Source organism: Streptomyces sp. NPDC002092 (genome assembly GCF_053593775.1).
Genome location: NZ_JBSFDG010000008.1, coordinates 166,270 through 179,275 on the forward strand (window position 1 = coordinate 166,270; position 13,006 = coordinate 179,275).

Here is a 13,006-nt window from a genome sequence, read left to right on the forward strand (position 1 = left end):
TGCGCGACAATGGGCCAATGCCCACGCCCGTGTCCCCGCTGCAGATCGGCCCGCACACCGTCGAGCCGCCCGTCGTCCTGGCCCCGATGGCCGGGATCACCAACGCACCCTTCCGCACCCTGTGCAGAGAGTTCAGTGGCGGCAAGGGCCTGTTCGTGAGCGAGATGATCACGACCCGGGCGCTGGTCGAGCGCAACGAGAAGACCATGCAGCTGATCCAGTTCGACGCGACGGAGAAGCCGCGCTCGATCCAGCTGTACGGCGTCGACCCGGCCACCGTCGGCAAGGCCGTCCGCATGATCGCGGAGGAGGACCTCGCCGACCACATCGACCTGAACTTCGGCTGCCCGGTCCCGAAGGTGACGCGCAAGGGCGGCGGCTCGGCCCTGCCCTACAAGCGCAACCTGCTGCGCGCCATCCTGCGTGAGGCGGTCTCAGGCGCGGGCGACCTCCCGGTCACCATGAAGATGCGCAAGGGCATCGACGACGACCACATCACCTTCCTCGACGCCGGCCGGATCGCCGTCGAGGAGGGCGTGACGGCCATCGCCCTGCACGGCCGCACCGCCGCCCAGCATTACGGCGGCACGGCGGACTGGGACGCGATCGCCCGCCTCAAGGAGCATGTGCCGGAGATCCCGGTCCTCGGCAACGGCGACATCTGGTCGGCCCGGGACGCGCTGCGGATGGTGCGGGAGACGGGCTGCGACGGGGTGGTCGTCGGCCGCGGCTGCCTGGGCCGGCCGTGGCTGTTCGCGGACCTGGTGGCGGCGTTCGAGGGCCGCACGGACGACATCGCACGCCCGGTCCTCCGTGAGGTCGCCGACATCATGGTCCGCCACGCCACCCTCCTCGGGGAGTGGATCGGCGACGAGTCCAAGGGCGTCGTCGACTTCCGCAAGCACGTGGCCTGGTATCTGAAGGGCTTCGCGGTCGGCAGCGAGATGCGCAAGCGCCTCGCGATCACGTCCTCCCTCGCCGAACTCCGGGCCGGGCTGGACGAGTTGGACCTAGACCAGCCCTGGCCCGCCGGCGCCGACGGCCCCCGCGGCCGCACGTCCGGCAACAACCGGGTGGTCCTGCCGGACGGCTGGCTGAAGGACCCGTACGACTGCGCGGGGATCGGCGAGGACGCGGAGCTGGACACCTCCGGCGGCTGAGCCCCCGCCTGCCTCCTCAGCCCTTCTTCGGGTGCGGGGTCGAGCCGTAGGCCGTCAGGAACTTGTCGCGGAACGCGCTCATCTTCCAGACCGGGGCGTTGTGCGCCGGGCGCAGGCCGTCCGACCAGCCCCAGCCGTCGATCTTGTCGAGGACCTTGGGGTCCTTGGCGACGATCGAGATCGGCACGTCACGGCTGGCGTGGTTGCCGCTGACGCGGGCGATGGGCTGGTGGTCGCCGAGGAAGACCAGGACGGTGTTGTCGTTGCCGTAGCGCTCCAGCCACTGCGTGAGGGCGGTCACCGAGTACTGGACCGACTTGCCGTACTCCGCCTGGGACCTGGGCGAGCTGGCGATGATGTCGGACGGCTTGTTGCCGGCGTTGTGGATGGCGTTGAAGACCGAGCCGTCACCGAGGTCGTCCCAGGGGACCATCTTGGGGATCGGCGCCCACGGCTGGTGGCTGGAGGTCAGGATGACCAGCGACATCAGGGGCTTGCTGCGCTTCTTGCTGTGCTCCAGGTTCTGGAACTGCTGGAGTGCGTACTGGTCGGGCATCGTCGACCAGCTGAACTTCGGGCCCTTGTAGCCCATCTGGAAGGCGTTGCGGTAGGAGTCCAGGCCGTAGAACTTCGACTCCGGCCAGCTCTTCTGCACACCGGGCATGATGCCGACCGTGTCCCAGTCGCCCGTCTTCTTGAACGCCTCGGTGAGGCTCATGTGGTCGCTCGCCATGAGCGTGCGGTAGCGCTGCTGGTTGCTGATCCACAGGCCCGACATGGTGGTGGAGTGACCGAGCCAGCTGCTGCCGCCGTAGGTCGCCGACGTCAGCCAGCCGCTCTTGGCGTGGAAGCCCGCCTTGGCGAGGGCCTTGGTGCGGGCGTCGAGTGTCGCGTCGACGCCGGGCGCCTCGACCGGGTCCTCGATCGCACTGCGGCCGTAGCTCTCGATGAACGTGAAGATCATGTCCTTGCCGCGCAGATCCGGCACCAGCTGGCCGGGCGGTGTGTTGCCGAACTCGTCGACCTTGGCGACCTTCTGGAACTCCGCCTCGTCCTTGAGTGTCTGCCGCACCCGCTTCGCCTGGACCACCACCGCCCCGGCCGTACGGTCGGACGCGAGCGGCACCCCGGCCATCTGCAGCCCCAGCGCGGAGCACAGCACCCAGACGACTGCGGCGGCCAGCGTCCCCCGGGTCGCCACCTGCTTGTTGCGGGCCAGCACGTTGCTGAGCCGGACCATCGCCAGCGCCATGAGGGTGAGCAGGAGGAGTACGAGGACGACGGCACCGACCGTCGCGCCGATCGCCACTGCCTTGCCCATCGAGTCCTCGACGTACGACTGCGCGTCGGGGAGCAGCTCCCAGTCCAGCACCAGGTTGAAGTACCGCCCGAGGTATTCCCAGAACCCCATGTCCAGCAGGTTCAGGATCGTCACCGCACCGAGCGCGGCCCCCGACAACACCGCCACCACGATCCGCGGCCGACGCGGCAGGGCGAGCGCGGCGGCGGCCCCGAGGATCGCCTCCACCGGTATGCGCAGGAACCGGTCGGCGTGCAGCGCGCTCTCCTTGTTCGGCAGCAGCAGGGCGCCGAGGACGAGCACGGCGGCGAGCACGGTGACCGCCCACCGGATGTTGCGTACGGCGGTTGGGTGCCGTTCCCGCCGGGTGGCGAGCGGCTCGACCTCGGGTGCCGTGCCTTCTATGACGTTCTCGACGGTGTCCGGCTGCACCCGAAGGTCCTTCCGCGCATGGCCCGTGACAAGGCGGCGGGCCACGCTGGGGAGGCTACGCGGATCGGTTTCAGGACCCGCTCGGCCCGCCGCCATCTCGTACGGGCTGCCTCGGCCGCCTGTTCAGGGGGCGAGGCAAACACCGGGCAAACGCCTGGTCAATGCAGCGGCGTGCGAGCAGCGGCTCTCGTGCGGGTGCGGACTGCGGCTTCCAGCGGCGCGTGGGCAGCGGCTTTAGGGGCGCGGGGAACTGCGCGACAAGCCACAACGAACCCGCACCCGCCACACAACCGACGGGACCGAGCTCCTACGCGCCCCCCACGGCGGTGAGAAGCGCCAATGGAGCTGCCGCAGACCGAGACTCCCGAACACACGCATGCGGATACGGCACAGGCTCCGCATGCGTATCCCGCCCGTACCCCGCTATCACCTCCGGCAGCCGATGCCCGGCTGCCGTAGCCGCATCCACCAGCCCGTGCGCCACGGCCCGAGCCTCGTCATGCAACCCGTACCGCGCCAGCCCCAACGCGATCAGCGCGTTGTCGTGCGGCCACACCGAACCCCGGTGGTACGACAGCGGGTGATACGCCGCCTGGCCCGCGGCCAGCGTCCGCACACCCCAGCCCGAGAAGAAGTCCGGCTCCAGCAGCCGCCGGCCCACCAGTTCTCCGTACTCCTTGTCCAGCAGCCCCGACCACAGCAGATGCCCGGCGTCCGAGGCGAGCGCGTCCACCTGGTTGCCCTCGCCGTCCAGAGCCAGCGCCGGGAAGGACCGGTCCGGCATCCAGAAGTCCCGCTGGAAACGGTCCCGCAGATCACCGGCCGCCTGCTCCAGGAGTGCCGCGTACACCTCGTCCTGCCAGACCGTGCGCGCGACCCAGGCCGTGCGGCGCAGCGCGTCGTAGGCGTACCCCTGGGCGCCCGCCGCCATCACGGCCCCGGTCGCCCGGGTCCCGTCGGCGGAGCAGATCGCGCCGGGGGAGTCCTTCCAGTTCTGGTTGGCGAGGCCGCCCTGGTCGGCGCGGTAGACGAGATAGCCGCGGGAGGTGAGCCCGCCGTGGTCCAGCATCCAGCCGATCGCCGCACGCGCGTGGGGTTCCAGGCGGCGCGCGAGTGCCAGGTCCCCGGTCTGCTCGACGTAGGCACCGAGCAGCACGAGGAACAGCGGGGTGGCGTCCACCGACCCGTAGTAACGCCCGTACGGCACCTGTCCGAAGTGGGCCAGCTCCCCGTGCCGTACCTCGTGCACGATCTTGCCGGGCTGGGACACCGAGTCCGCGCCGGTCTCGGTCGCCTGGGTGGCGGCGAGGGCGGGCAGCGTGGCGGCGGCGAGCTGCGGGCGGTAGGGGAGGGCGAAGAGGGAGGTGAGCAGGGCGTCGCGGCCCAGCAGGGTCAGGAACCAGGGGGCGCCGGCCGCCGGTACGCGCAGCTCCTCTCCGTCCGGGCCGGTCGCGGTGACCTGCAGCGAGGCCAGGTCCGCGAGACCGCGGCCGCAGGCCGCCGCCAGCTCGGGCCAGCCGGTCGGGAAGGGCACGCCCTCCGCGAACTCCCCCTCCAGCGCGAGGAGTTGGGCGTTGGCGGCGGCGGGCGAGTCGGGGATGCGGGGGCCCGGCACCGCTCCGTGCGGACGGGCCGCCACCCGCAGGGCCAGTTCCGCGGTGCCGTGCGGCTGGAGTTCCAACGTCCAGACGAGGCGCCGGGCACCCGTGCCCGTCTCCTCGACGCCGTCCGGGGCGGGCTCGGCCGTCACCGTCGTACAGGAACGCCATTCGCCGCGCTGGTAGCTGAACTCCACGCCGTCGTCGAGGACCTGGCGGGAGCGGGTGGCGCCGATCTTGGCGTAGGTGCGGTGGTCGGAGCGCAGCTCGAACTGGTCGGTGAAGTCGGCGTCCGCGGTGAGCGCGAGGCGGATCGTGGTCGGCACCGGGCGGTTGCTGGTCACCCGCAGGGACTCGACGAACGCGCTGTCGCCGACGGCCTGTTCGCGGAAGATCGTGTAGGCGGGCGGCTCCTGGCGTCCGCCGCGCGGGACCAGGACGCAGCGTGCCGTGTCGCCGTCGGCGACCGGTGTGAGCGACTCCGGCACCGCGCCGTCGACCGTCAGCTGCCAGCGGCTCAGATGCCGGGCGTCGCGCACGAACAACCCGTCCGGGGAGCCCGATCCCCGCACGCCGCTGATGTCCCCGCCGTCGCCGACGGCGGCGAACGTCCCGCCGTGCACGAGCAGATGATGCCGGTCCGTCATGCCCGGTCGCCTCCCCTGATTTCCTCGTCGCTCCTGGCGAAGTCACTTCCCTCGCAGCCGCTCCCGTCGAAGTCGCTGCTGCCGAGGTCGCTTCTGTCGACGTCACTTGTGTCGAACGTGCCGGTGCCCGTGCGGGACACGCCGTGTCCGGGGCGCTCATGGAGCAGGTCCAGCGCGAGCGCGGCGGTCCAGCCGAACCCCCTCGCGCCGCACGCCTCGCCGGTGAACGGGTCCACGTACTCGGCGAACCCGGAACTGCCGGCGATGTCCAGGACGGCCTCCCGCAGCGCGTCGGCCCGCGACTGCTCGCCGTGCGTGCGCAGCCCGCGCTCCAGCAGCCAGCTCGTGTTGAACCAGGCCGGACCCCGCCAGTAGCGGTGCGGGTCGAAGGCCTCGCCGAGCAGGTCGTAGGAGGGGACGAGGCGGGTCGTGTCGCCGAGTCCGAAGTGCGGGCCGCAGGCCGTGCGGACGAGGGCGGCGGCCGTCTCGCGCGGGAGCGTGGGCAGCAGGAGCGGTACGAGGCCCGAGACGCTCCGCTCCCGGATCAGCCGCCCGCCGCGCACGTCCCGGCAGAAGAACATCCCCTCCGCCGGGTCCCAGAGCCTCTCCAGCAGCGCGCTCGTCAGCCGTTCCGCGCGCGCATGGCGGGCCGTGCCCGGGGCGCCCAGCTCGTGCGCGATCCGGGCCAGGGCGTGCTCGGAGGCGATGAGCAGGGCGTTGAAGGACGGGTCCTCGACCGCGAACTCGGCGCCCTGGTCGGCGTAACCGCGGTCCCGGTAGTCCGTCGCCAGCCGTACGTACCGCCCGTAGTCCAGATCCGTCGGCCGGTCCTCGGCGGCCCCGTGGTCGAGGTCGGCGCGGCGGAAGGAGCGGGCCGGGGCGGGCGTGATGCGGGCGAGCGGGGCGTCCCAGCAGGGGCTGTTGTCCATGCCCTGTTCCCAGGGGTGCACGACGGACGCCAGGCCGCCGCCGCCCAGGTCGCGCCGGTGCAGCAGATAGCGGTGCCAGGCCGCCAGCCGGGGATACATCCGGGTGAGGAAGCCGCGCGCACGGGACAGCCCGGGGTCGGCGCAGTGCACCAGCCAGACGGCGAGCGCGTGCACCGGTGGCTGCACGATGCCGGAGGTCTGTACGGTGCGCGGGGCGCCCGCGGCGCGCCCCGCGGTCGAGGAGCGCCAGAAGTCGGGGCTCGGGAAGTACGCGTCGAGGGGTACGGAGGGGTTGAAGACGATGTGCGGGATGCGCCCGTCCTCCCACTGGGCGGCCAGCAGCGTCTCCAGTTCCGTCTGGGCCCGTAACGGCGACAGGTGCCTGAGGCCGATCGCGATGAAGGCCGAGTCCCAGGACCATTGGTGGGGATACAGGCTGCGCGAGGGGACCGTGGACGCTCCCGTCCAGTTGTCCGCCAGCACCCGGGCGGCCCTGACGTGCAGCGAACCCGGCTCCGCGGGCGGATCGTATGCAATGGGGTGCTGTGCGGCACGGCTGGTGAGTTGGGCAGTGCGATCCACTCGGGGCTCCCCGAAAGACGTGCGGTCGACCGGTTCGGTCGTGGCTACCGTAGAGTTACGTCTATTTAACACGCAAAACCCAGGATGTAATGCAAGCTTGAGAAACACAAGGGGGTGTGCATGACCGGACGGAGCCAGGCCAGCGCCGGGGATCTGCTCGAACTGGTGCGAAGCGGGCGTGCGACCACGCGCGGCGCGCTCCAGCAGGCCACCGGACTGTCCCGCGCCACCGTCGGCCAGCGCCTCGACCGGCTCTTCCGCGCGGGCTGGCTGCGCGAGGGCGCCGGCGGCCCCGTCGACTCGCCACTCGGCGGCCGCCCCTCCATCACCCTGGAGTTCGACGACGAGCACGCCGTGGTCCTCGCCGCCGACCTCGACACCCGCCACGCCCGCGCCGCCGTCCTCACGCTGACCGGCGAGATCCTCGCCGAGCACTCCGGCACCCTCGTCGTCGAGGACGGCCCGGACGCCGTACTCGGTGAACTCGGCCGCTGGTTCGCCGAGTTGCTGGAGAAGGCCGGGCGGCGGGCGCAGTCGGTGTGCGGGATCGGACTCGCGGTGCCGGGGCCCGTCGACAGCGAGAGCGGGCGGGTCGTGCAGCCGCCGATGATGCCGGGCTGGGACGGCTACGACATAACAGGCCGCCTCGCCAGATCCTTCACCGAGCACACGGGCGCCGGTTCTGTGCCGGTGCTGGTGGACAACGACGCGAACCTCATGGCGTACGGCGAACAGCGCACGGGCCATCCGGACTGCTCGGCGTTCGTACTGGTCAAGGTGTCGACCGGTATCGGCGCCGGGGTCGTGGTCGACGGCTCGATCTACCGCGGCATCGACGGCGGCGCCGGCGACATCGGGCACATCCGGGTGGGCGCGGAGGCGCTGTGCCGGTGCGGCTCGTACGGCTGTCTGGCCGCCGTCGCGAGTGGTGGCGCCGTGGCGCGGCGGCTCGCGGAGGCCGGGGTGCCGGCGGCGTCCGGCTCGGATGTGCGGGATCTGCTGGCCGCCGGGCACCCGGAGGCGGTCGGGCTCGCGCGGGAGGCGGGGCGGCGGGTCGGGGACGTGCTGGCGACCGTCGTCACGCTGCTCAACCCCGGGGTTTTGATGATCGCGGGAGATCTGGCCGGAACTGCATTCCTGACCGGCGTACGGGAGCTGCTGTACCAGCGGGCGCTGCCGCGCTCCACGGCCCACCTGGACGTCGTCACCTCGCGGCTCGGCGAGCGGGCCGGGCTGGTGGGGGCCGGTGCGCTGGTCGTGGAGTACCTGTACGCGCCGCAGCGCGTGGAGGAACGGCTGCTGGCGATGGGCGTGTGACGTCCGCGTTCTGTCCCGGTTTCCGTCCCGGAACCCGTCCGCATGGTGAAATCCGGCGCTCTGTGGGAGCGTGATTCTTGCCACCCTTGATAGGGGCTGCGCTCAGATGAGCGGATCTTGGGCGACTGCACTTCTCCAAGGGGTGGCACTCGGTGCCACCCCTTGATCGTTCATCGATCGAAATCAGACGTGCAGGATGTCCGCTCATCTGAGCGGAATGCTGAGCTCATGGGCGGTCTTGCGTTCAAGAAGTGAAAACATCTGCCCGTCACCGCTTGCCAAGCTTTGACTTTCGATCCGCTGGCGGACGACTGGTTACGGGCGCATGACACGCGAGTAGACGTACCCAGACGCCTTTGATCTGGGTATGTTCCTCGCCGTCAGGGCAGCCACCGCGTCCTCGAGGGAGTCGAGACCGTGTCGGAAAACAAAGAACCCCACGTAGCGAAGTTCGTTTACGACTTCACCGAGGGAAACAAGGACCTCAAGGACCTCCTGGGTGGCAAGGGCGCGAACCTCGCCGAGATGACCAACCTGGGACTCCCCGTTCCTCCTGGCTTCACCATCACGACGGAAGCCTGCAAGGTCTACCTCGACAGCGGCGAGGAGCCAGCGGCACTGCGTGACGAGGTGAGTGCGCACCTCGTGGCCCTGGAAGAGAAGATGGGCAAGAAGCTCGGCCAGGCCGACAACCCCCTGCTCGTCTCGGTCCGTTCCGGCGCCAAGTTCTCGATGCCCGGAATGATGGACACGGTCCTCAACATCGGGCTCTCCGACAAGTCCGTGAAGGGCCTCGCCGAGCAGGCCGGCGACGAGCGGTTCGCCTGGGACTCCTACCGGCGCCTCATCCAGATGTTCGGCAAGACGGTCCTCGGCGTCGAGGGCGACCTCTTCGAGGACGCCCTGGAGGCGGCGAAGGCGGCCAAGAAGGTCACCGTCGACACCGAGCTGGAGGCGGCCGACCTCAAGAAGCTGGTCACCAAGTTCAAGAAGATCGTCAAGACCGAGGCCGGGCGGGACTTCCCGCAGGACCCGCGTGAGCAGATGGACCTCGCCATCAAGGCGGTCTTCGACTCCTGGAACGGCGACCGCGCCAAGCTCTACCGCCGCCAGGAGCGCATCCCGCACGACCTGGGCACGGCAGTCAACGTCTGTTCGATGGTCTTCGGCAACCTCGGCCCGGACTCCGGCACCGGCGTCGCCTTCACCCGCGACCCCGCCTCCGGCCACCAGGGCGTCTACGGCGACTACCTGCAGAACGCGCAGGGCGAGGACGTGGTCGCGGGCATCCGCAACACCGTGCCGCTCGCGGAGCTGGAGCAGATCGACAAGAAGTCGTACGACCAGCTGATGCAGATCATGGAGACCCTGGAGAACCACTACAAGGATCTCTGCGACATCGAGTTCACCATCGAGCGCGGCCAGCTGTGGATGCTGCAGACCCGGGTCGGCAAGCGCACGGCGGGTGCGGCCTTCCGTATCGCCACGCAGCTCGTGGACCAGGGGCTGATCGACGAGACCGAGGCGCTCCAGCGTGTCAACGGCGCCCAGCTCGCGCAGCTGATGTTCCCGCGCTTCGACGAGGACGCGAAGGTCGAGAAGGTCGGCCGGGGCATCGCGGCCTCGCCGGGTGCGGCGGTCGGCAAGGCCGTCTTCGACTCGTACACGGCCGTCAAGTGGTCCCGCTCGGGCGAGAAGGTCATCCTGGTCCGCCGGGAGACCAACCCCGACGACCTCGACGGCATGATCGCGGCCGAGGGCATCCTGACCTCGCGCGGCGGCAAGACCTCCCACGCGGCCGTCGTCGCGCGCGGCATGGGCAAGACCTGTGTCTGCGGTGCCGAGGAGCTGGAGGTCGACACCAAGCGGCGGCGGATGACCGTACCGGGCGGACGTGTCGTGGAGGAGGGCGACCTCATCTCCATCGACGGCTCCAGCGGCAAGGTCTACCTCGGCGAGGTGCCCGTCGTCCCCTCCCCGGTCGTCGAGTACTTCGAGGGCCGGATGCACGCCGGCGCCAACGACGCCGACGAACTCGTCGAGGCCGTGCACCGGATCATGGCGTTCGCCGACCGCAAGCGCCGGCTGCGGGTGCGCGCCAACGCGGACAACGCCGAGGACGCGAACCGCGCCCGTCGCTTCGGCGCGCAGGGCATCGGCCTGTGCCGTACGGAGCACATGTTCCTCGGCGACCGGCGTGAGCTGGTGGAGAAGCTGATCCTGGCCGACACGGACGCCGAGCGCGAGGAGTCCCTGAAGGAACTGCTGCCGCTGCAGAAGCAGGACTTCGTCGAGCTGTTCTCCGCGATGGACGGCCTGCCCGTCACGGTCCGCCTCCTGGACCCGCCGCTGCACGAGTTCCTGCCCGACATCACCGAGCTGTCGGTCCGGGTCGCCCTCGCCGAGTCCCGCAAGGACCCGCACGAGAACGAGCTGCGGCTGCTGCAGGCGGTCCACCGCCTGCACGAGCAGAACCCGATGCTGGGCCTGCGCGGCGTACGGCTCGGCCTGGTCATCCCCGGTCTGTTCACCATGCAGGTACGGGCGATCGCCGAGGCCGCGGCCGAACGCAAGAACGCCAAGGGCGACCCGCGCGCCGAGATCATGATCCCGCTCGTCGGCACGGTCCAGGAGCTGGAGATCGTCCGCGAGGAGGCCGACCAGGTCATCGCGGAGGTCGAGGCGGCGACGGGCACCCAGCTCAAGCTGGCCATCGGCACGATGATCGAGCTCCCGCGCGCGGCCCTCACGGCCGGTCAGATCGCGGAGGCGGCGGAGTTCTTCTCCTTCGGCACCAACGACCTCACCCAGACGGTGTGGGGCTTCTCCCGGGACGACGTGGAGGCCTCGTTCTTCACCGCCTACCTGGAGAAGGGCATCTTCGGGGTGTCGCCCTTCGAGACGATCGACAAGGACGGCGTGGGCTCGCTGGTCGCCGCCGCGGTGAAGGCGGGCCGCGAGACCCGTCCCGACCTGAAGCTCGGCGTCTGCGGCGAGCACGGCGGTGACCCGGAGTCGGTCCACTTCTTCCACGAGGTGGGTCTCGACTACGTCTCCTGCTCGCCGTTCCGGATCCCGGTGGCCCGCCTGGAGGCGGGGCGCGCCGCCACGCAGTCGGCGGGCAGCGACCACCGGTAGGCCGTACGGCCACTCAAGCCCCGGAGCCGCCGCCCGTCCCCGACCCTCAATACCGATGGGCGGCGGCTCCGGATCACCAAAGGAGGGGCGGCACCTGTGCGGAGGTGCCGCCCCTTCGGGCTGTTCAGAGGGCGCCCTGGGTGTTCACCGGTCCGACCTGGAAGAGGTGCGAGCAGATCGTCCAGGAGGCCGGGACGAGGACCGCCCGGTACGAGGCCGGTGGGTAGACCCGCAGATAGGTGCCGGTGCGCAGACAGGGCCCGCCGATGGGGCCGTTGGTGGTACGGATGACCGCGGAGACGGAGTGGGCGGGGGCGAGGGCGACGGTGGCGTAGGGCCGGCCGCTGTGCGTGGCCGCCGGGCCGATCTGCCGGTGCGCCGGGTCCAGGGCGCTGACGCCCGGATAACCGCGCAGGGTGCAGCTCGTCGCACTGGTGTTGGTGAACCGGATCGGCCAGTACACCGAGCCCGCCGCACCCTCCTTGCGCCCCATGGAGACGTAGAGGTCGCTCACGGCGCAGGTACGCAGTCCCTGCGCCGCCGTCGCCGTCCCTGCCGTCGCGCTCCATGCCGCTCCGGCGCCCGCGAGCCCCAGGAGGCCGGCGGACAGAAGGGCGGCTATGCCCCGTGGGGATCGTCGCTGAGAGTGAACAAACATGGCATATCCGCCTCCGTCGGGCGAATGGGTGGATGTGTACGTTCTGTTCGATGAGTGCCCAGCGGAAAAAGTTGTACCGGGCGGCCGAGGAACCCCTCGGGCGACATGCCCGGGCCCCTCTCCTACGCTGGGAAGCACCCGCACCCGTAGGGAGCCCGCCCATGCCCGGCTGGAACGAGAAGGCCGTCCCCGACCAGAGCGGGCGCATCGCCGTCGTCACCGGGGCCAACAGCGGACTCGGGTACGTCGTCGCGCGGGAACTGGCGCGCAAGGGGGCGCGGGTGATCCTCGCGTGCCGGAGCGAGGCGCGGGGAAACGCGGCGGCTGACCGGATCGTGGGTGAAGTGCCGGGAGCCATCGCGGAGTTCGCGCGGCTGGACCTCGGGGACCTGGGCTCCGTACGGGAGTTCGCGGCCTCGTACCGCTACGACTATCTCGATGTGCTCGTCGACAACGCCGGGGTGATGGCGCTGCCGTACGGGACCACGGCGGACGGGTTCGAGACGCAGTTCGGGGTCAACCACCTCGGGCACTTCGCGCTCACCGGACTGCTGCTGCCCACGCTGCTCGCCACCGCCGGCGCCCGCGTCGTGAGCGTCTCCAGTGAGATGCACGCGCTGGCCAACATCGACATGGACGACCTCAACAGCGAGCGCCACTACCGGCGTTGGATCGCCTACGCCCGGTCCAAGACCGCCAATCTGCTCTTCGTCCACGAGCTTGCGCGCCGGCTTGCGGCACATGGCGCCGACGTGGTGGCGGCCGCGGCCCATCCCGGGTACGCGGCCACCAACCTGCAGGGCGCCGCGCCCCGCATGGAGGGGCGCAGGCTCGCCGGGCGGGTGATGGAACTCGGCAACCGGGTCTTCGCGCAGTCCGCGGAGGCCGGCGCGCTGCCCGTCCTTTACGCGGCCACGGCGCCGGATGTGCGGCCGGACTCCTTCACCGGGCCGTCGTTCATGATGTGGCGCGGGGCGCCAGCCCCGTCCTGGCGGGCGCCGTGGACGCTCAACGACGCTGCGGGAGAACGGCTTTGGGCCGCGTCCGAGCGGCTCACCGGGGTGGCGTACGACGCGTTGAAGGGGTGAGCGGGGCCGTCCTGCGCGCCGTCGTGTTGCGGGCCTCCGTGCTCGATGCGACGGTGTACCGGGGGGCGATGCCGACGGCCTGGTGAAGGGAATCCTTGCAGGTCACGGCAGTACGCGTCGATCCACGTGACCGATCCGCGCCCCCTTTCGGCGCTGA

General features: G+C 70.8%; 8 protein-coding genes. 4 read left to right on the top strand and 4 right to left on the bottom strand.

The annotated features are described in order from the left end of the window. Nucleotides 1-17: 17 nt before the first annotated feature. Complete coding sequence (gene dusB / locus ACWCRD_RS20065; protein ID WP_450967150.1) at nt 18-1,160, top strand: tRNA dihydrouridine synthase DusB; 1,143 nt, start codon at nt 18-20, stop codon at nt 1,158-1,160. Between the two features lie 16 nt (nt 1,161-1,176). On the opposite strand, the gene ACWCRD_RS20070 is transcribed toward dusB, so the two are convergent. The 3 genes from ACWCRD_RS20070 to ACWCRD_RS20080 form a co-directional block, all read right to left on the bottom strand. Then, nucleotides 1,177-2,892 (bottom strand): CDP-alcohol phosphatidyltransferase, encoded by a 1,716-nt coding sequence (locus tag ACWCRD_RS20070; protein WP_450967362.1) that lies wholly within the window; start codon nt 2,890-2,892, stop codon nt 1,177-1,179. 307 nt (nt 2,893-3,199) lie between these two features. Continuing rightward, complete coding sequence (locus ACWCRD_RS20075; protein WP_450967151.1) at nt 3,200-5,137, bottom strand: amylo-alpha-1,6-glucosidase; 1,938 nt, start codon at nt 5,135-5,137, stop codon at nt 3,200-3,202. Further along, nucleotides 5,134-6,648, bottom strand: a complete 1,515-nt coding sequence (locus ACWCRD_RS20080) for an MGH1-like glycoside hydrolase domain-containing protein (protein ID WP_450967152.1) — start codon at nt 6,646-6,648, stop codon at nt 5,134-5,136. Before ACWCRD_RS20080 ends, ACWCRD_RS20075 begins: the two co-directional genes overlap by 4 nt. A 120-nt stretch (nt 6,649-6,768) precedes the next feature. Here ACWCRD_RS20080 and ACWCRD_RS20085 point away from each other — a divergent pair, with 120 nt between their 5' ends. Beyond that, nucleotides 6,769-7,965, top strand: a complete 1,197-nt coding sequence (locus tag ACWCRD_RS20085; protein ID WP_450967153.1) for an ROK family protein — start codon at nt 6,769-6,771, stop codon at nt 7,963-7,965. 417 nt (nt 7,966-8,382) lie between these two features. Then, on the top strand, nt 8,383-11,103 hold the full coding sequence (gene ppdK, locus ACWCRD_RS20090) for a pyruvate, phosphate dikinase (protein WP_450967154.1): 2,721 nt from the start codon (nt 8,383-8,385) through the stop codon (nt 11,101-11,103). 124 nt (nt 11,104-11,227) lie between these two features. On the opposite strand, the gene ACWCRD_RS20095 is transcribed toward ppdK, so the two are convergent. Continuing rightward, nucleotides 11,228-11,761 carry a DUF4232 domain-containing protein gene (locus ACWCRD_RS20095; RefSeq protein WP_450967155.1) on the bottom strand — a complete coding sequence of 178 codons (534 nt, stop codon included), beginning with the start codon at nt 11,759-11,761 and terminating at the stop codon, nt 11,228-11,230. Nucleotides 11,762-11,922: 161 nt separating this feature from the next. Here ACWCRD_RS20095 and ACWCRD_RS20100 point away from each other — a divergent pair, with 161 nt between their 5' ends. After that, nucleotides 11,923-12,849 (top strand): oxidoreductase, encoded by a 927-nt coding sequence (locus ACWCRD_RS20100; protein WP_450967156.1) that lies wholly within the window; start codon nt 11,923-11,925, stop codon nt 12,847-12,849. Nucleotides 12,850-13,006: the final 157 nt, after the last annotated feature.